This is a genomic window from Schaedlerella arabinosiphila (genome assembly GCF_003885045.1).
Classification (GTDB): Bacteria; Bacillota; Clostridia; order Lachnospirales; family Lachnospiraceae; genus Schaedlerella; species Schaedlerella arabinosiphila.
In genome coordinates, this window is the sequence record NZ_RHJS01000002.1 from 2,657,173 (window position 1) to 2,677,611 (window position 20,439).

The following is a 20,439-nucleotide window of genomic DNA, read 5'->3' on the forward strand; positions in this document are numbered from 1 at the left end:
TTCCCTGTATATCTATCCATAACACAACTGCATCTCTGCAAATACTCTTAAGCTACAAAGGTATGATTTTCTCTATAGAATGAATATCAAATTAACCGCCATTACATATAGTACAATATTTTATTCAAAACATCAATCTATTTTTATGTTTTTTCATATGCTCCATGCGACCAGTATCCCGGATTCATCGTGCACCGCATGACCAGGCGCTTCGGCAGGCGCCGGTAATTCCTTCCCAGCCGGTATCCGGCATACTTAAACCCGCTCTGCAGTACCAGGGGCACGATCTCCCACGGCCTGCCTGTCTTTAAAAGAAATCCCGCTGTCTGCTTCACAAGCCGAAGCCCTTCTGTCTCGGAACGCACGTTCTCAAAAATCTCCGGATGATCTACCTGCGATACCGCCAGGTCAAAATTCCGCTTAAACAGCCGGAAACACCGGTCATGATGTGAATGGATGACCTGCGCGTCCGCAGTGTACGCGATCTTGCAGCCTGACTGGATGATCCGCCCCGCCATGATCATATCTTCATTGAAGATCACCCTGGTTTCAAAGCCGCCAAGCGACATATATACAGACTTTCGATAAGCTGCGCATGCATTGGAACAAAAATAGGTCTTGATCCCCAGCTCCGGAAGATCTGCCTCCGACTTCACCCTGCTCTTGGGCGGATAGTTGAACGTTCGGGTAAACCGCTCGATACTGCTGCTGTCCGCTGCCGGAAGCTGCCTTGCGTAAGCAGCCCCTACCCTTTCATCCTCAAATGCCGCCATCAGGTTCTCCACCAGCTTCTCGTTGACCGGCAGCGCATCCTGTGTCATGTAAATCAGGAACTCCGCACGGGACATCATGGCCCCCTGGTGCCTGGTGCCCCCGTGATCAAACTGCTCCGGACGAATATGCGTGATGTGGATCTTCTCTGATAATGTCTCCAATTCTCCGGGAAACATACCCTTCTCCGTGTGGATCAGATAAATTCGATTCAGCGGATAGGTCTGCTTCAAAAGACGCTTCACGGACTGGACCGTCCTCTCATCCGGCATGCATATCGGTATGATCACGTCAACGATTTTCAATTCTGCCATAGATCCAACTCCCACTTATCAGTCATTCCCTTTCGCTTTTTCGTTCTAATATCATACAATATCTTCCTGTAAAGGACAAGTAAAAACATAAATTTTACACAAATTTATTAATTTTTATTAATATTTCCGTGATTCTTTCGTAACAACCCGGCAAGATATAGAACCGCTGTAAACCAATGGATTTCCGAAGGCTTTTTTCTGTCAGCGGCTTCCCATCCAGATTTTCCAGAGAATCCATGTCCCGTTCCCGCAGATTCGTTTCGCAAGCTGCACGACGCCGAAACAGACCGCCGGAAGGATCAGAAACAGGAAAAACCCGACCCACATGGACTGGGAAATATACCTGCCTGCCAGTGCATTGACTCCCTGCACAATCATGAAATGGGTCATGTAGACCGCAAATGTATTCTTCTGCCAGCCGCGTGCACGGGGCATGGTTCCGGCCCCGTCCTTTTCCCATGCGGTCAGGCACCACAGGGCCGCGGAAAAGGAAAACGAGTAGAATAAGACTCCGAATACCGACGGATACTTTTTATAGATCCAGAACGAAGCCGCCGCCAGAATCAGCGTTCCCATCAGCATCCGGGTGCTGGTTCTGCCCTTCTCGACAATTCCTTTCAGATGAATCCCGATGTAGCCGCCCAGCATATACAGCGTCATCCAGTTCGTGACTGCCGCTGCCTGTTCATTTTTTATTATATTCGTACAGGCTGTAAAAAATACCACCAGAATCGCTGCCGCGCCAAAATACCGGCTGCGGATCAGAAGATAGATCGCCGGTGAAAACGCCGCGTACAGGATCAGAAACTGCAAAAACCAGAGAAAGGCGCAGTAACGGTAATGGAGCACCGCATCCGCCATGGACTTCCATGTGATCTGAATGGGAGCTTCCCGGAACACTGCTGCCAGCACCGGAATGCGCGAAATGGCCGCATGGATAAAAAAATAGAGCAGCGTCCATAATATGTAAGGGATCACCAGGCTTTTTACACGGCTTTTATATTTGGAAAATACCCGCTTCCAGGAATAATTGCGGAAAAAAAGGTATCCCGAGCCCAGATAAAAGCCTCCCACGGCGGCGCCTGCCACATCCGACGCCAGGAAAGCTTCCAGTTCGTTGAAAACAGGAAAGCCCGATATCTGCACCGGAAGCGTAAATATACTGTCGTTGCGGGCATGGATCAAGATCACCAGAATGCACAATATAAAATTATACCAGATCACATTGTTGGAAAAATTGTCTTCCTGCTCCGTCCGGCCCATCACTCTTCTTCCCTGCCTCCTTACGATCACGTACCTGTTCTGAAAATTACTCTAACAGTTTAGCATAAGGACACCGCCATTGCAAGATAAAGGGTGGAAAGTCGATTTTGTATCTGGTATAATGGGGTTACTGGTCGGATGCGTTGCAGTTCGCGGCCGGCCGGGCCGTGAACTGTAACATAATAAGCGAGTTATATAAACAAAAGAATCGAGGACATTTATGAACGTTACGATTATCATACCAAATTACAACGGAAAACATTTTCTCGGACCCTGCCTGGAGTCTCTTTCAAAGCAAAGCTGCCGCGATTTTGAAATCCTGGTGGTGGACAACCACTCCACGGACGGCAGCATCGAATTTCTGAATGAGCACTACCCGGAAGTCCGCACGATCCTCCTGGATAAAAACCGCGGATTCAGCGCAGCGGTGAATGCAGGAATCCGAAAAGCCCGGACGCCTTATGTCATCCTGCTCAACAACGATACCGCCGCAGACCCTCATTTTGTGGAGGAACTGCTGGGTGCCGTCCGACAGTCTCCCAGGATTTTTTCTGTCAGCAGCAAAATGATCCAGCTCCACCACCCGGAGCTCATCGACAGCGCCGGGGATCTGTATACACTGGTCGGATGGGGGATCTGCCGGGGCATCGGACGGCCCGTGCAGAATTATACAAAACCGGATGAGATCTTTTCTGCCTGCGCCGGCGCTTCCATCTACCGCCGCAGTGTATTCCGGAGGATCGGATATTTCGACGAATCGCATTTTGCCTATCTGGAGGATATGGATATCGGATACCGTGCCAGGATCTACGGTTATAAAAACAGATACTGTCCCTCGGCCGTCGTACGCCACGTAGGCAGCGGGACAAGCGGCTCCAAGTACAACAGCTTCAAGGTCCGGCTGTCGGCCAGAAACAGCGTATGGCTGGTCTGGAAAAATATGCCCCTGCCGCAGATTGTACTGAACAGTCTTCCGCTGTCAGCCGGGTATCTGGTAAAGGCACTTTTTTTCTATAAGATTGGTTTTGGAAAGGATTATATCCAGGGCCTGCGGGAGGGCCTGCAGAACCTAAGGCACTGCCGCAGGGTACCGTTCCGGTTCCGGCATCTCGTTTCCTATATCAGGATTGAGGCGGATCTGGCCAGATATACCGCGGACTATGCCCGGGACTGGTTCAGCCGGAAACTGCTGCATCGTTAAAGAACCGGTCTGCCCCGCCCGGGATGCAGGCGAAATACAGAGACAGGGGGCTGTCAGGAAATGACGCCTGCCCTCACCGATATATGGTTGTGATCTTAATAGAATCACATCCTGTTCGGTGGAAGTACGGTCTTTTCCGACAGCCCCCTGTCTGTATCAGGAATGAATTTTCAGTAAAATCAATGCTGCTTGTCTTCTATCCCTCAGATACGGGTCAACACCCGTTATTCGAAATACCCGTTGTATCCCTTATATTCCTTGTGTCCGGTCGTGAGCACGCCGCCCTCTACCGTGATCTTTACCTTCTCACATCCATAGGCGTTGAGGAAGGTGTTGCAGACGCTTCCCATGATCGTCCACTCTCCCGCGGTGCCCATGCTTCCTACATAAGTTCCAAATTCCTGTGAAAAGTCAATATTCAGTACTCTTGTTCCGTTATCCTCTGCCTGTTCAAAGCCCAGTATCCGGATATCCCCCTGCAGACCCCCGCGTTCGATCAATACTGCCAGCACATTTTCCGGAGTCAAGGCAGCAACCTCAACCGTCTCCTGCACCAGCCCTGTGGCGTCGTCGTTGCTGCTGTAAAGCGAGAAGGAAACCGCATTGCTTTCCCCTGCCTGACCTTCTGTATCCGATTGCGCAGCAGCATTTTCCTGGGACCCGGTTCCAGTCGTAACCTGGCCCGGTTCTTCCTTCTGTTCCGCCTCTGTCGTCACGGTAGTCGTTCCCTCTGCCTCTGCCGGAGGCGGAGTCTCTTCCTTCGAACATCCGGAAATTCCTGCCAGCATTGCCATAAGAATCCATACCGCCGTTATCTTTTTCATTTTCTTCATACTCCATCTCCTCCTATCTTTCTTATCCTGCGCTTCACTTTAAGCTCTGATAATTTCAAGGTAACGTTTTAACGCATCCTGCCAGGTCGGCAGCGGACGGAATCCGTTTTGCACCAGCTTGCTCTTGTCCATCCGGCTGTTGTGCGGACGCTTTGCCTTCGCCGGGAACTCGTCGCTGGATACCGGATTCACCTTCACGTCTGCCCCTGCCTGACGGAAGATCTCTTTTGCAAATTCATACCAGGTACACAGGCCCTCGTTGGTTGCATGATATCTTCCGTATTTTTCCGTCTCCACCATATCCGCCAGCAGGACAGCCAGGTCATAGGTGTAGGTCGGAGAACCGATCTGGTCGTTTACCACATTGATCTCTTTCTGGCTTTCGGCGAGCCTGAGCATGGTTTTGATAAAATTTTTGCCGTTTACGCCGAATACCCATGCAATCCTCACAGTAAAATACTTTTCCAGATATTCCTCTACCGCAAGCTCTCCCTGGTATTTGCTCTCCCCGTAGACATTCAGCGGCTCCCTCGGGTCGTCAGGTTCCCAGGGCCTCTCCCCTTCTCCGTCAAACACATAGTCCGTACTGATATATACCATCTTCAGGTCCAGCTCCCTGCAGACCCGGGCAATGTTTCTTGTCCCTTCCGCATTCACCCGCATACAGAGCTCCCGGTTGTCCTCCGCGGCATCCACCGCCGTGTATGCGGCGCAGTGAATGACCGCATCCAGCGGCTCTTTCTTTATCTCCTTTTCCACTGCGGATGCATCCGTGATGTCCATCTCTTCCACATCCACACCGATGGGGGTATGGCCCCGCTTCTTCAGCTCATTGACCACATCGTAGCCAAGCTGGCCTTTTACCCCTGTTACCAATATGCGCATCATGTCCTCCTCCCTTCTTGCTTCTATGTTTCTGTTTTAAGAAAGCTGATTTAATAAAGCTGCTTTGAAACACCTTCCATGTCCAACCCAAAATTTGCTTCCTGCAGCGTCAGGTTCGGATTGTAGTTGGGATCTCCATCGCGCAGGATTTTCTCCCATCTCCTGCGGAAGATCTCCCTTTCCGCCTGGAAACGCTCTTCCTTCTCTTTTGTATCTTCGTAGCCCCTTGTCTTTGATTCGTAGTGGTACAGCTCCGCATAAGGATTGTAGACGATCCGGTAGCCCGCTTCCCCTGCTTTCAGGCAGAGATCCACATCATTATACGCGACTGCAAGCTGTTCGTCAAAACCGCCCACCTGTTGGAAAACGGATTTTTTCATCATCATACACGCCGCGGTAACCGCGCTGTAGTTCTGTGCGATCACAACTCTTCCGAAATATCCGACATCCTCAGAGGGGAACCCATAAAACGGATGTCCCGCGATTCCGCCCAGGCCGATCACGACTCCTGCGTGCTGAAGCGTACCGTCTCCGTAATACAGTCTGGCCCCTACTGCCCCCACGTCGCTGCGCTGGCAGGGCCCCAGCAGTTCCTCTATGCAGTCTTTGGTAATAAACTCAACATCGTTGTTCAAAAACAGCAGATAATCTCCGGACGCATGCTTGACTCCAAAATTATTAATCGCAGAGTAATTAAACGCTTTTTCTTTCCAGAATACTACTTTCACCCGGGAATGCTTCTCTTCCAGTTCTTTATAATATGCAAATGTCTCCTCTTCTTCACTGTTATTCTCAACAATGATGATCTCCAGGTTTTCGTATGCATTTTTCTTCTCTAATGAGGAAATACACGTTTTCAGTTCCTGCACGTGATCCTTATTCGGAATAATGACCGACACCATCGGATTTCCCTGGATCGTGTATCTGCTGCGGTAGAGCCCGGTGTGCTCCGTCATCCCCACTTTGGCCTGGATTCCAAGCCTGTCATAGTGGGCCTGGATTGCTCTCGTAGCCGCATCATAGGCGTAAGACTTACATCCGGAATTTCCGGCCGTAGAGTTTTTATGGGCACGCCAGTGGTATAATATCTTCGGAATGTGCCTGATTTTGGAGCTGTTTTCCACGCAGCGCAGCACAAAATCATAGTCCTGGGAGCCGTCAAATTCGGAATTAAGCATCCCCACTTCTTCATAAACATTTCGTTTTACTACAAACAAATGGCAGATGTAGTTGTCACTGTACAGCATATCCGGATTGAAGTCCGGTTTAAAATGGGGCGCGAAATATTCTTTGCCGCTCATGTTCACCTTGTCTTCGTCCGTATATATGATCTCTGTTGACGGTTCTTCGTTCAGCAATTTCACACATTCATACAGCGCGTCCGGCGCCAGCATATCGTCGTGGTCTGTAAACGCAATATAGTCTCCTGTGGAGATCTTCAGCGCTTCATTGGTATTGTCCGAAATCTGAAGCTGATTTCTGTTATACACCACTTTGATCCTGCTGTCCTTCTTTTCGTACTTTCTCAGTATGCCCTCGATCGGAGAACCCTCGCCGCTTCCGTCAGACAGGCAAAGTTCCCAGTTCTCATAGGACTGCTTCCTGACAGATTCGATCATCTCAACAAGGTACTTTTTCGGTGTTTTGTAGAGAGGCACAACAATGGAAATCTTAGGTGAAAACGCAAACTTATGGGTTCTCTGCGCTTCCAGTTCGGCTCCGGAAGGACTGTGCTCCTCCAGCCAGGTATTGTATTCGGATTCCTCACGCCCTGTCAGCTTCTCTACCGCCCGCACGGCCGTAGCGCTGATGCCGAACTGCTGATAATAAACCCGTACTTTCTTATAAGCCGTCCCTACAAATGAAACGCCCTTCCCAACGGGGCTGCGCAACAGCGTCGCCGTATCCTCCGCATGCCTGTCCGGCCCCTCAAAGCGAATCCGGATCTTCTTAGGCACATCGCCGGTATAGCAGGCTGTAAATCCAATCACCTCTTCCGGTGCGTTCTCCGGGTACTGCTTTCTCACATCGCTTCTGCTCTTCCGGAGAATATCGACAGGGTATTCCTTTCCTGTATCATCCAGAAAACGGAGTTCAATCCCTCCCTGGTCAATGTACCAGCCTGAAATCTGAAAGCTGTCCTTCTCAGCCTCCACGCTGTCGATATATTTTTGTACATAAAACTCATATTTTTTTAAAGTGGATACGGGAATGGAATATGCCGTATTCCCAACACCATTATAAAAATTCTTCACTTCCAGGCATTTACAATCCCTCCAGCTCCTGGGCAGGTCCACCCACAGATAATACTGTCTGTTGACCGTTACGCCTTTCCTCGTCCTCAGGCTGGTGCCTCCGATCTTGATCTCTTCCATGGAAAAAGGCAGTTTCTTTTTGTCCAGGCATACAAGCAGTTGGTTGCCCCCGATCTCGTTCTGGTTGAACCAGCCGATAATCAGCAGCTTATTTTTTGCTTTTGTATGGAACCTGCATATTGTCACATTAAATTGATTCTCCATGATTACTTCTTTTCCTCCTTTATTGGAACATTCTGTAAAGAACATTCATAAATCCAGCGATAAATGCCAAAATCCCCAATAAAACAACAAATGTCTCCAGGTCAAACCGGTGGGTCAGTGTGCGGACTGCAAGATCTCCGCCGACCTCCTGCCCTTTCACCACCAGCTTCCCCTGAAAGCCTTCTCTCTCACTCAGGTAAAAACTGATCCCGGCATAATCGCCGGACCCGGATTCTGACAGCCTCAGTATATAGTTCTTTCCTTTCGTGCCCTTCAAAGTCTGAAATTTCAATATATTAAACTTATTATTTTTAATCTCTGATCCCGGCACAGTCTCTGTCCGGACTGCTTCGCCGCTCTCTCCATCAAGAATCGAATATTCCAATCCTACATTCCCGACGTCGCCGATGACCGTGGCTTTCAGATTGATTCCGTCTATGGAATCCTCAGCGCATGTAAAAGACTGTGTAATCTCTTCTCCCGCAGCCGGAATCCCGGTTCCGATCAACTCGGCGGAATCCGTATTCCGGTCATACAGATACGTATTTTTATCAATATGAGCATAAAAATATGCAAAAACCAGCACTCCAATGCCCAGTATGACAATTCCCAATTTCTTTTTCATATTCTGTAAACCCTCTGTTCTGATCATTTCCTGCTTTTATTATACTATAAAAGCAAAAGAAACTGTTAAGATTCCGCATAAATTTTACATATATTTTTCGCGTCACCGAACATTTTTAAACGGCCTTTTTCCAGCCAGACAATTTTATTGCAGATTTTCTCGACCTGTTCCAGGCTGTGGGATACAAAAAGTATGGTGGTTCCTTTCTTCTGCATATTCCCGATTCGTTCCTCGCATTTTTCCTGAAATCGAAAATCCCCCACCGACAGAACCTCATCACAAATCAAGATGTCCGGCACTCCGATCGTAGCAATCGCAAAAGCCAATCTGGAAACCATACCGGAAGAAAAATTCTTGACCGGAACATTCATAAAATCTCCCAGTTCCGAAAACTTCACAATATCTTCATATTGCGCCTCCATCTGGGAACGGTTATATCCTAAAAGCGCACCATTTAAAAAAACGTTTTCTTTCGCCGTCAGATCCATGTCAAATCCGGCCCCCAACTCGATCAGGGGCGCCATATTGCCCCTCACCGACACTGTTCCTTTTGTGGGCTTCAACACACCGGCTATGATCTTTAGCATGGTGCTCTTCCCGCTCCCGTTGAGCCCCACCAGCCCCAGGGACTCTCCCCGCCTGACTTCAAAAGAGATATCCTGCAGCGCCCAGAACTCATCATAAGAAACCTGTCTTTTTATACTTTTAATGACATATTCCTTGAAGCTGTCAAATTTTTCCGAAGACAGGTTGAACCTCATTGACACATGGTCAACCGTCACAATCAGATCATTTTCCATATGCTAACTGCTCCTATATATTTAGTATAAACTCATCCTGGTTCTTATAGAATACATAGATTCCCAGGACGACCGCAGCCGCGCCTTCCAAAACCCCAATCACCACTGCGCCGAAGGACGGCAATGTATTATAAAAAGCCAGATTCCGAAACATCTCCAGATAGTTCGTCAAAGGGTTCATCTGCACGATGAACCGAATCCTGTCCGGAAGCATGGACATCGGGTAAATCACCGGCGTCAGATACATCAGACCTGTCGTAAACACGGAATACAGATGCATGATATCTCTGAACCGTACGGTCAGTGCCGCCAGAAGCATCCCCACGCCCAAAGAAAATAAAACCACCATCAAAAGCGGAAACCACGACAAAAACAGCGTCCAGTGCAGCTCGGCCCTGACCGCAACCATCACGAGAAGCAATGCCGTGTAGGATGCCATCAGGTTGATAAAGCTGGAAAATATCCTTGCAAGCACAAACAGATATTTTGGAACATAAATTTTTTTAAGCAGAGCCGCATTATTGATGATGGCAGTCATAGAACTTGTAGTCGCGTCGTTAAAAAAATTGAATATAACCTGGCCGCTCAGCACGTATAACGGAAAATTCTCGATATCAAATTTGAAAATATTCGAAAACACCACCGAAAGTATGATCATCATACAGAGGGGATTCAGCAGCGTCCACAAAACCCCCAGTACGGACCTTCTGTATTTGATCTTTACATCCCGTGCAACCAGCTCAGACAATAACGGTTGAAATTTCAAAAAATTTTTTATATAATTTGACACAATCGCCTCCGAACACTTTTATAAATCCTTGATTCCGCCCCAATGCTGGTCTTTTTCTGAAATTGTCAGTTCCATGCCTTCCGGGATCGGCCATTTAACCCCGATCTGGGGATCGTTCCAAAAGAGCCCTCCCTCATCGTTGGGATGATAAAAATCCGTACATTTGTACGCAAATTCCGCAAAATCAGACAGCACCAAAAATCCATGGGCAAAATTTTTCGGAATAAAAAACTGCTTTTTATTCTCAGCAGAAAGAATCACTCCATGCCATTGCCCATAGGTAGGGGAACCTTTCCTTAAGTCTACCGCCACATCAAATACCTCGCCGTTGATCACGCGCACCAGCTTGTCCTGGGGATAGTTGATCTGAAAATGCAGTCCCCGCAGCACCCCTTTTTTAGAACCGGACTGGTTATCCTGTACAAATTTCATATCAATCCCTGCAGCCTGATAGTCCTGGTAGTTGTAGGTTTCTGTAAAGTATCCCCTTTCGTCTCCGAACACTGCCGGCGTAATGATCTTTAACCCTTCTATATTACATGTCTCTACTGTGATTTTTCCCATAATGTCATCCTCTCTGTCTCCTGGAAATATGCACAAACCGAACTTCGGTACCAAACGCGCTTCAAACTATATCTGGTCGATGTATTTTCCGTCTAAAACGTCCTTTAAATATCTGCCGTATTGATTTTTCTGGTACAGCTTGCATGCCTCTCCCAGCTTCTGCTCATCAATCCATCCGTTATTATACGCGATCTCTTCCAGACAGGCAATCTTTCGATTCTGATGCGTCTCCACGGTCTTGACAAAATTCGTGGCGTCTACAAGGGACTCATGAGTTCCTGTATCCAGCCATGTAAAGCCCTGTCCCAGAAGGGTTACATCCAGATTGCCTTTTTCCAGATAGATGCGGTTCAGGTCGGTAATCTCCAGTTCCCCTCTGGCGCTTGGGCGGATCTGCTTCGCGTAATCCACAACCCGTCTGTCGTAAAAATACAGACCGGTGACTGCATAGTTGGATTTTGGAGCCGACGGTTTTTCTTCCAAGGAAACTGCTTTTCCCTCCTTATCAAACTCCACCACGCCGAAACGTTCCGGATCATCCACATAATAACCGAATATGGTCGCACCTTCTTCTTTTCCTGCCGCTGCTTTCAGTCTTTTGCGCAGTCCGTGTCCGTGGAAGATATTGTCGCCGAGGATCATAGCGCAGCTATCTCCTGCAATAAACTCTTCTCCAAGAAGAAATGCCTGCGCCAGGCCGTCCGGAGAAGGCTGAATTTTATATTCCAGATGAATCCCGAACTGATTCCCGTCGCCTAAAAGCTCTTCAAAACGCGGGGTATCCTCCGGTGTGGAAATAATCAGTATTTCCCGAATCCCGGCTTCCATAAGGATACTAAGCGGATAATAAACCATTGGCTTGTCATAGATCGGCAATAGCTGCTTACTGGTTACCTGCGTCAAAGGATACAGCCTTGTCCCTGATCCTCCTGCCAATATAATTCCTTTCATAAGAACCTCCCAATGCTTATCTTCAATGTCTTATCCCGGAAACCACTCTCTTCGCCGCCCGCAGCGGCTGTGTGATCTTCCAGGAAATTGTCTGGCTCATGCCCTGAATTTCCCTGATCAGCCTTCTGACTTCTTTCCTGTAGCTTTCGTTTTCCTGAAGCAGGGCCTGATTTGCATGTTCCGTATGCACAGCTCTCTCTGACAGTTCCCGGTAGTCCTGATAGAAATCCAACGGGTATAGCTGCCATGTCTTTTCCATCTCTTTATAATAGTCCTGCCATGAATACTGATAGTCCTTCTGCAGGGTTTCTATCACGCCCTCGTCCATAAATTCGTGGAAAAAGCGAAGCGCCACCTGTCGGTTATTTACTGTTCCAAGCATTGTCCAGTGCAAAAGCACAAAATACTTTTCACAGAGCAGCCGCGTGTCATTTGTCACTTCCTTTTTCAGCAGATCCTTAAAAGCGTCGCAGAAGATCTGCTGATCCATCTCTTTGATCATTGTATAGACGATCATCTGATGCTCATTCAGGACTCTGGTTACGTTTTTTATATTTACCGCGCTGAGGCTGTTGTTGTCCACGCTGACCCGCCGATACCACAGAAGCGGTTTTTGAAAGAGATATACCGGATGCTTCTGAATCAGCCTTACCCAATACTCATAGTCATGCAGCACTCTGAATCTGGGATCAAATCCCCCGATCTCGTCTATCACATCAGAGCGCAGAACAACACTTGACCGGCAGAAATAATTGTCATTGTCAAAAAAGTAACGCAAACACTGTGCCTGCGTACGGTTTTCATGCATAAAGATTCGGATATCACAGTCGCATACTTTTTTTGTAGCGGAATACAGCGCGCCTTCCTCATCAATAAATTCTGCCCATGAAAAACACGCAGCTATCTCTTTGTGCTGCTCCAGATATGCGATCTGCTCTTCCAGCTTATTGTCATACCATATATCATCGGAATCCAAAGAGGCAATGTATTCTCCCGATGCTTTTTTCAGCAGTTCATTGAAGGTCAGGATCGCCCCTTTGTTTTCTTCCAGACGGTAAAACTGTATTCTCTCATCCTTATACTGTCTGGCCACATCGGGAGAACGGTCCTGGGAACAGTCATCTATGATGATGAGCTCCCAGTCCTGATACGTCTGTCTGAGCACGCTTTCAATCGCCGGCCCTACGTAGTTTTCATGATTATGAACAGAAAGAAGCACAGATACTTTCGGTCCGTTTTTATTCATGATACATCTCCTCATAGTACTTCTGGTAATCTCCGCTTGTGACATTCTTCATCCATTCTTCGTGTTCGAAAAACCACTTGATCGTAAGCCGGATTCCCTCTTCAAACCGGGTCTCCGGATACCATCCAATCTCTTTCTTTATCTTATCCGGCGCGATGGCATAACGCCTGTCATGACCCTTCCGGTCTTCCACATAGGTGATCAGGTTTTCGCTTACCAGTTCTCTTCTCGGATCCCCTTCCGGGAGCATCTCCTGCAGGGTGTCCAGAATGATGTGGATGATCTGGATATTCTGCTTTTCATTGTGTCCGCCGATATTGTAAGTCTCAAAAAGACGGCCCTTTTCCTGTACCATGTCGATGCCCTTCGCGTGGTCCTCCACGTACAGCCAGTCCCGGACATTTTTCCCGTCGCCGTATACCGGAAGCTTCTTGCCCTGAAGCGCATTGTTGATAATCAGCGGAATCAGCTTTTCCGGGAACTGGTACGGGCCGTAATTGTTGCTGCAGTTCGTAATATTCGCCGGGAACCGGTAAGTATCCATATAGGACTTTACCAGCATGTCCGAAGAAGCCTTGCTTGCGGAATAAGGGCTGTGTGGATCGTAGGGCGTGGTCTCATAGAAATATGCGTTCTCGTCCTCCAGCGAACCGTAGACCTCATCTGTGGATACGTGCAGGAACTTTTTGCCTTCCTGAAACGTCCCGTCCGGCAGCTCCCAGGCTTCCTTGGCCGCGTTGAGCATGACCAGGGTTCCCAGTACATTGGTGCGCACAAACACCTCCGGGTCCTTGATACTCCTGTCCACATGGCTCTCCGCCGCAAAATGAACGACCCGGTCAATGTCATTCTCCTGAAAGATCCGGCGGATGGCGGCGGAATCACAGATATCTGCCTTGATAAATGTGTAGTTGCCGCGGCTCTCGATGCTCTTCAGATTCTCCAGATTGCCCGCATAGGTCAGCTTGTCCACATTGATAATCCGAATCTCGTCCCCATACTTCCGAAACATGTAATGTATATAGTTAGAACCAATAAAACCGGCCCCGCCGGTTACAAGGTATGTCCGCATGATTTTTCCTCCATCTGTCTATTTTCCTGTGACTATTTTCCAATTATAGCATTAGTGTTCCACAAAATCAACCATTGTAGTCTTTAATTCTCCTTAAACCGTCTGTTTGCAGCCATTGATTTTCTATCTATCTGTCCTTAATTTTTTTAGCTGATCATTGATTCTGTGCAATTCCATTTCAAAGTCCTGTCTGTTTTTCTGATTTATAGTCTGCAGAATCATTCCCGCAAAAAAAGATTGGATCGCCGCAAGCATGATAAAACCGCTTACGATTAGCGTAGGGAATCTCGGCACAGTTCCAATTTGAAGATAGGTCGCAACAATCGGTATAAACAATACTGCCGATATGGCTCCGAGGACAAATGACAGTCCTCCGAAGAAAGCCATCGGCTTGTAAGTCCTATAAAGTTTCACGATCGTAGAAAGCACCTTGAACCCATCGGAATAGGTATTGAGTTTTGACTGGCTTCCCTGCGGCCTGTCACGATAATCTATAATTACATTCTCTACACGCATATTTTTATCTGCCGCATGGATACTCATCTCTGTCTCAATCTCAAATCCTTTGGACAGCACCGAAAAGCTTTTCACAAATTGATAACTGAAGGCTCTATAGCCTGTCATAATATCCTGAATATTTGTATGAAAGAAAAAATTAATACTTTTCCTGACAAGCGCATTGCCAAAATTATGGAACCGTCTTTTATTCTCTGTAAAGTATGTAGAGGACAGCCTGTCCCCTACAACCATATCCGCATTTCTTTCAACGATCCTTTCTATCATTTCCGCTGCAGCCTCAGCCGGATAAGTATCATCCCCGTCTGTTATAACATAGCATTCCGCGTCTATATCCCGGAACATGCGCCGGATCACATTTCCTTTCCCCTGTTGATATTCATATCTTACGATTGCTCCGGCTTGTCCGGCAATTTTATCTGTACCGTCTGTTGAATTGTTATCATACACATAAATCACAGCATCCGGAAGCTCTTTTTTATAATCAGATACCACTTTTTCTATTGTTTTACTTTCGTTATAACAAGGGATTAAAACCGCTATTTTATCCATGACTTTCTCCTATCTGATAATACGGATTTCAATACATTTTTTATGCCAAAACAGATTCCGAATATTTGGAACATCTGAAGGACTGCGATAACTCCGGCTGTATAAAAAAATGTATACCATCTATACTGAAATTGCTGCATCCATGCCGTAAACCAGGAAACACCCAGCATACATACTAAAATGCTGATTCCAAATCCCGTCATAATTAAAAACACCGGAACACATTCATATCTTTTTTTCCTGAGATCTGTGAGCATCTTGACGAAAATCCCCAGATATCCTAAAAAAGAGAATCCCAAAAAGAGAATGGATGTTTTTTGATATATTTTTATAAATATATTTGATATTTTTATAACCGGTTCGCTTTTTTTGATCAATGGGTCTTCTGATACAACTTTTTCGATGTTATAAACTTCTATTTTGCAATATGCATTTTTTCCTGTTTTGAGTTCCATTGTATCCTTCAGATCCCCATTTTCATAAATCTGAAACTGAGCCGCTTCTATACGGTCCACATCCTCTATTTCTACAGAGAATCCATTTTCTATAGACAACTCCGTCATTCTGCTGCCCGCCTTTATATATACCTCCAATTTTTCAGCATTTTTTGCCGGCTGTATCATACCTCCTATTTTCAGGCTAACCCTGTTGGGATATACCAGCATGGCGCCGGTAACCGCCTCCATCTTCCTAAGCTGCTCCCAGTTGCCGTTCCCCGGCTGAGCCTCTGATTTACATAATTCATATGTGAAAACGCTTTTCATATTTTCGGCCATACGCCGCAGTAAGAACGGAATATCTTCCTTCGTCAGCCCTTTTCCCATGGAAGATAGATATATAGCCTCACGCCTTTTCAACGTGCCCTGATTTAAAGCTGCCGTCAGTTCTTCATTCAGCGTCTTATAGAACTGGTCTGTATCTGCTGCAGATTGATATTGTCCTGACCAGGCAACTGCGTCTCTAAGAGCCCAGAAAATGATATCACCTTCTATCTCACCATCAATGCACCATGCGCTTTCATAAATCTGCTTTAACTGAGGTTCTATACTTTTTAATGTCGGACAGGCATCTATCATTTTTTCCATCTGCTTTTTTGTGATCCATACCCGGTCATCCGCTCTAACTGTACCTTCGCGTTCTACTTTCAGCATATTGGATACCACTTTAGAAAAATTCGTATCTGTCCTGTCACTGACCGTATAGATACCATAATGACTCTCATTTTTTAATGAGAGTATATGATTCGTCAAAAGCAGCGTTAAAATAGGCAGCGTATAAACAATTAATTTTTTTGCGGCAAGTACGCCCCTTTCATTCTGAAAAGCGATCCCTCCAATCGCAGTACACAACAGTGCCCCCAACACAAAGGGAAGCAGCCAGATAGAATCCTCTCTTATATACCAGAAAAAACTGAGACCAACCCCAGCCCCCAATGCCCATCGTACTTGTATACTGATCTTTTCATCTCTGCGAAAAAACAAACCGATCAGGCACGCAGCCACAAAAACCACGGCTGCCGGAACCACTGCCATTCTATAAATCTGCTGTGAATAGGAGCTGGCAAATGTAGCCGGTGAATACAGCAGGAACAAGTACATTAGCAATAAAGCTTCTCTATTTCCAACAACATTCTTGACTGCAGCTATCAAAATCAACAGCGACAGTATCCAAAACAATATCAGCCCTAGTGGATATGGGATCAAGAGCAGGTTGCAGATATACAGAAAAAACGAAAATGAAATCCCCTTTGCTAATGTCAGATTATTATATTCCAGCCCAAGCCATTCCGAATTTTGCAGCGAGTCAGCATAATTTACAAGCAGATAATCATCATGCATCATTGTCCCCAACCCATATAAAGGCGTTTTTAGCGCAAAAAAAACTCTTAGAATCGTCAAAACCACAGCAAATAAAATCATCCAGTTTTTGTTATCCCATATATTTTTATATCTCATCAGCATGTCCATCCTCCTCAGGCCGCAAGCGCCTTCCCTCACGGCAGGTTTTCACCTGTGACCATTTTCCGATTATAGCATTAGTATTTCACAAAATCAATATTGTAGTCTCCAACTATTCAAACAGTCAGCGGAAACTGTTCCTAATTCCATCAATTCTACTTGACAAACCCCGATTTTGAAATCATAATATGGTCTGTTAACATTTAATTGAAGGAGAAAAAGTATGATACAGCTGCCCAAGAAAAGTTTTCTGATTATCCGGACTATTTTTCTTCAAATCACCTGGTTTTTGTTTGTATATTTATTTAGTGAAATCTATCTACATGCTGTTATATTCGGAAATGTCAGTTTGTTTTTTCCAATATTATTATGCATCCCTGCCGCATTCTTTGCAGCATTTTTGTGCTCCCGCTTTTCCAGAAAGATCAATCTCCTGATCGGCGGGCTCATTACATTTGCGGTTTGTGCCTTCTGTGTCATGGAGCTGATCTATTATGGAATCTTCCATACCATGCTGGCTCCTTTCAGCAGTCTCGAGATGGCGGGAAACGCAGTAGACTTCCGTACTGTTTTGTTTACATTTATCAAAAAAAACACCGGACAATTAGCCATTGCCCTGCTTCCCTGCTTCGTATATCCTTTTTTATGTTTCGTAAAACCATTCGGGCACAGGCTTCTTAAAAAACGGGTAAGAAAAGGATGGGCCGCTGCTTTTTGCATCTATATACTGGGACTGATTTGTATGCTGCCTTTCGGAAATGGTTTGAAGACCCCCTTATATACTTATTTCTACAGTACTCAGATCAATTATAATATAGAAACTCTCGGACTTTTTACCGGGATCTCCCAAGATTTTGTAAGAATGGTATTAACTCGTACCACAGGTTTTGATACTCTTTTTTATAAGCCGATTGACAACATAAAAATTATAGACCGCGGGGAAGGTCCCGGGGAGCCTAATATAGTAAATTATGATTTTGAGAAACTGATCAGTCACATAGACAATCCGAAAATACAGTCGATTCATGAATATGTGTCGAATGAAGATCCGACTTACAAAAACGACTATACAGGAATGTTCAAAAACTATAACCTGATCTTTATTACAGCAGAAGGATGGTGGAAATATGCTGTTCGAAAGGATTTGACCCCCACCTTGTACAGCATGCTAAACGAAGGCTTCGTATTCGAAAACTACTATACGCCTCTCTGGTACGGAAGTACCATCGGCGGGGAGTTTGCGAACCTGACAGGGCAGATTCCAAAGGAAAGCGGCAAATTCAGTATGGCAGTCACCGGTGAGAACAGAAATAATATGCAGTTTACCTTGAGCCGCATGCTGCAGAGAAAGGGATACGGCATAAGGGCTTTCCACAGTTATCTCTATGATTTTTATATCCGTCATATCTCTCACCCTAACATGGGATTTGAATGGTATGCGGCTGGCAACGATTGGTTTGAATTTGAAACCCATGAGAATGGGGACATGCTCTGGCCTCAGTCTGACTTAAAGCTGGTATCTGACAGTTTTGATATGTACGCCGATGATACGCCGTTTTATACAAATTATATGAGTTTCAGCGGACATGCAAATTATGATTCAACAAACGAAATGTCAAAACGCCACTGGGATCTCGTAAAAGATCTCCCTTATTCCGATTCTGCCAAGGCATACCTGGCTTGTAATTATGAGCTTGAATTGGCTGTAGAATATCTGCTGCAGCGTTTGGAAGAAAAAGGGCTGCTGGAAAATACTTTATTTGTAATCGGGCCAGACCATATTCCTTATGGATTTCCGGATATGTGCAGTGAACTGGCAGGAGAGGATCTGGAAGACAGCCTGGAATGGTATCACAGTTCCCTGGTTATCTGGTCAGCTTCTATGCAGGAGCCTGTCAATGTGTCAAAATACTGCAGCAGCATTGATGTTCTTCCGACAGTAGCCAATCTGATGGGCCTGGAGTATGACTCACGCGTTCTGGCAGGTCAGGACATCCTCTCGGATGCAGAACAGTTTGTAATCTTTCCCGACAGGAGCTGGATCACAGGAAGGGGAACTTATACAAGCAGTACCGGAGAATTTGAGCCTTTTGGGGATATGGACGATCTGTTCGAGGATGAAGAATCCTTAAACGAATATATCAATAATGTAAGTGAAATCGTAGAAAATAAAATTCAGCTTTCTGCGGATGTCGTTGACAATGATTACTATGCATATCTGCCGGGAGTCTTGTATCTTGATTAGATAGATGTTAGGAGAAGGGTCATCCCCCTTCTCCTGCTTTTTTAGAATCCAATGATTCCCTGTTTCATCCCTGAGATGCAAGACATATGTCCCTTTTATTTAAACTCTATGTCTCCCTCGACATGGAAACTTCCCATTCGTTTCATCTGTTTCCTGGGAACCTGCAAAATAAATATTGGATCTTTTGTATCAAAAACAATCCTGTCATTTTTCTCAATACCATTTTCAGCTGTCATTTCGATCTCTATTCCGTCTAAAATTGCCTGCATCCCCCACATATCGCAGGCATATCCTTCCTCAGGATCATACCGCAGAGCTTTTACACGTTTCGGAAGGATACTCAAATCCGCATCCACTGTAAAATGCGATTTATTCTCAAACATAATATACACCGCAAGACTTTGCTCTTCTTTAAAACCCGTACCGATGTCATAATATATCTTCCCGCGCATGGGAATTTTAGCCCAATGTTCTGAAAATGCCGCTAATTCCGCAATATATTTTCCCGGATAATGCTGATGTATAAAACGAATCCTCTGCGAAATTGTATTTTCCTCCTGACCTTCTTCTGATACATTTTGATTCCCATTCCAAACACCTTCTGGATGAATCCGGTATACACTAATCGGTTCCTTTATGGAAGCAACTTTTCCATGCATTGCCATCAGCAGATTAACAAACCAATCGTCTACATAAGGCTGTTCTAAAAAAGACTGTGGTATTTCGTTTAATGAAGAAATACGGTATAAATTTGATGAAAAATTGCCTGTATAATTATCTTCCGCCTGCATTTCCGGTAAAATATATTTACTTTCCTGAACCTTCACAGGATACTGACGCACCGCAAAACAATTGGATTCCTGATTATATAACAGTAAATAATTATTGGACATAGATATACCGTGTTCCTCGTCCAATGGCTCCATATGCTTTTTCAGCCAAAATGGACTAATCCAATAATCGTCACCTTCAAGTATACATCCATAATCAGCTCCTGAATCCATAAGTAGCCTTATGATACGTTTTGTATTCTTCGGCATTCCCATGTTTTGCCTGTTAGAATGATCTTCTATGTGCCAATTTCCGTTTAAATCCTTTTTTTCAATCACATCCACTATGATTTCTTTCGTCCGATCAGTAGAAGCATCATCACAAATCAGAATCTTAACTTGAATGTTACTCTCCAATTGCTGAGCCAAGAGGTGTTCTATACACTGGCCAATATACTTTTCCTGATTATAGCATGAGATTGCAATACATACACTTTTTCCCGACTTCATATTTCTCCTTTCACATTAGTACACTATGATTGTCTTAGAGTTCTCTCCTTTTCT

At 45.6% G+C, this 20,439-nt stretch carries 17 protein-coding genes; 2 read left to right on the forward strand and 15 right to left on the reverse strand.

Annotated features, from left to right (window positions below; genetic code table 11):
* Nucleotides 1–143 precede the first annotated feature (143 nt).
* Together EBB54_RS12950 and EBB54_RS12955 are read right to left on the reverse strand one after the other, a co-directional pair.
* The gene (locus EBB54_RS12950; protein ID WP_125127709.1) at nt 144–1,085 is read right to left on the reverse strand and encodes a glycosyltransferase family 2 protein; all 942 of its coding nucleotides are present in this window, start codon (nt 1,083–1,085) and stop codon (nt 144–146) included.
* A 201-nt stretch (nt 1,086–1,286) separates the two neighbouring features.
* A complete protein-coding gene (locus tag EBB54_RS12955; protein WP_243127656.1) occupies nt 1,287–2,378 on the reverse strand; it encodes an acyltransferase family protein in 1,092 nt (363 codons plus the stop codon).
* A gap of 190 nt (nt 2,379–2,568) precedes the next feature.
* On the opposite strand from EBB54_RS12955, the gene EBB54_RS12960 reads away from it, so the two are divergent.
* Nucleotides 2,569–3,549 (forward strand): glycosyltransferase family 2 protein, encoded by a 981-nt coding sequence (locus tag EBB54_RS12960; RefSeq protein WP_125127711.1) that lies wholly within the window; start codon nt 2,569–2,571, stop codon nt 3,547–3,549.
* A 224-nt stretch (nt 3,550–3,773) separates the two neighbouring features.
* Here EBB54_RS12960 and EBB54_RS12965 read toward each other — a convergent pair whose 3' ends face one another.
* From EBB54_RS12965 to EBB54_RS13020, 12 genes are all read right to left on the reverse strand, one after another.
* A complete protein-coding gene (locus EBB54_RS12965; protein ID WP_125127712.1) occupies nt 3,774–4,382 on the reverse strand; it encodes a GerMN domain-containing protein in 609 nt (202 codons plus the stop codon).
* Nucleotides 4,383–4,421: 39 nt separating this feature from the next.
* Nucleotides 4,422–5,267, reverse strand: a complete 846-nt coding sequence (rfbD, locus tag EBB54_RS12970) for a dTDP-4-dehydrorhamnose reductase (protein WP_004081195.1) — start codon at nt 5,265–5,267, stop codon at nt 4,422–4,424.
* A gap of 50 nt (nt 5,268–5,317) precedes the next feature.
* Nucleotides 5,318–7,786, reverse strand: a complete 2,469-nt coding sequence (locus tag EBB54_RS12975; RefSeq protein ID WP_004081197.1) for a glycosyltransferase family 2 protein — start codon at nt 7,784–7,786, stop codon at nt 5,318–5,320.
* Nucleotides 7,787–7,805: 19 nt separating this feature from the next.
* Nucleotides 7,806–8,411 (reverse strand): hypothetical protein, encoded by a 606-nt coding sequence (locus tag EBB54_RS12980; protein WP_004081199.1) that lies wholly within the window; start codon nt 8,409–8,411, stop codon nt 7,806–7,808.
* 65 nt (nt 8,412–8,476) lie between these two features.
* Nucleotides 8,477–9,211 (reverse strand): ABC transporter ATP-binding protein, encoded by a 735-nt coding sequence (locus EBB54_RS12985; protein ID WP_125127713.1) that lies wholly within the window; start codon nt 9,209–9,211, stop codon nt 8,477–8,479.
* A 13-nt stretch (nt 9,212–9,224) separates the two neighbouring features.
* Nucleotides 9,225–10,001, reverse strand: a complete 777-nt coding sequence (locus tag EBB54_RS12990) for an ABC transporter permease (RefSeq protein ID WP_125127714.1) — start codon at nt 9,999–10,001, stop codon at nt 9,225–9,227.
* Between the two features lie 18 nt (nt 10,002–10,019).
* Entirely contained in the window at nt 10,020–10,565 is a 546-nt protein-coding gene (gene rfbC, locus EBB54_RS12995) for a dTDP-4-dehydrorhamnose 3,5-epimerase (protein ID WP_125127715.1), read from the reverse strand.
* A 66-nt stretch (nt 10,566–10,631) separates the two neighbouring features.
* Nucleotides 10,632–11,516, reverse strand: coding sequence for a glucose-1-phosphate thymidylyltransferase RfbA (gene rfbA / locus EBB54_RS13000; RefSeq protein ID WP_004081205.1), 885 nt, complete (start codon nt 11,514–11,516; stop codon nt 10,632–10,634).
* A 22-nt stretch (nt 11,517–11,538) separates the two neighbouring features.
* Nucleotides 11,539–12,762: a glycosyltransferase family 2 protein gene (locus tag EBB54_RS13005; protein ID WP_125127716.1), complete on the reverse strand. Its 1,224-nt coding sequence runs from the start codon at nt 12,760–12,762 to the stop codon at nt 11,539–11,541.
* Complete coding sequence (gene rfbB, locus EBB54_RS13010) at nt 12,755–13,834, reverse strand: dTDP-glucose 4,6-dehydratase (RefSeq protein WP_004081208.1); 1,080 nt, start codon at nt 13,832–13,834, stop codon at nt 12,755–12,757. Before rfbB ends, EBB54_RS13005 begins: the two co-directional genes overlap by 8 nt.
* 123 nt (nt 13,835–13,957) lie before the next feature.
* Nucleotides 13,958–14,902: a glycosyltransferase family 2 protein gene (locus EBB54_RS13015; RefSeq protein WP_125127717.1), complete on the reverse strand. Its 945-nt coding sequence runs from the start codon at nt 14,900–14,902 to the stop codon at nt 13,958–13,960.
* A complete protein-coding gene (locus EBB54_RS13020) occupies nt 14,890–16,743 on the reverse strand; it encodes a hypothetical protein (RefSeq protein ID WP_148099358.1) in 1,854 nt (617 codons plus the stop codon). The genes EBB54_RS13015 and EBB54_RS13020 overlap by 13 nt, the downstream gene beginning before the upstream one ends.
* Before the next feature lie 466 nt (nt 16,744–17,209).
* Here EBB54_RS13020 and EBB54_RS13025 point away from each other — a divergent pair, with 466 nt between their 5' ends.
* Nucleotides 17,210–19,105 (forward strand): LTA synthase family protein, encoded by a 1,896-nt coding sequence (locus EBB54_RS13025; RefSeq protein ID WP_162307128.1) that lies wholly within the window; start codon nt 17,210–17,212, stop codon nt 19,103–19,105.
* A gap of 95 nt (nt 19,106–19,200) precedes the next feature.
* Here EBB54_RS13025 and EBB54_RS13030 read toward each other — a convergent pair whose 3' ends face one another.
* Nucleotides 19,201–20,385, reverse strand: a complete 1,185-nt coding sequence (locus EBB54_RS13030; RefSeq protein ID WP_125127720.1) for a glycosyltransferase — start codon at nt 20,383–20,385, stop codon at nt 19,201–19,203.
* Nucleotides 20,386–20,439 lie beyond the last annotated feature (54 nt).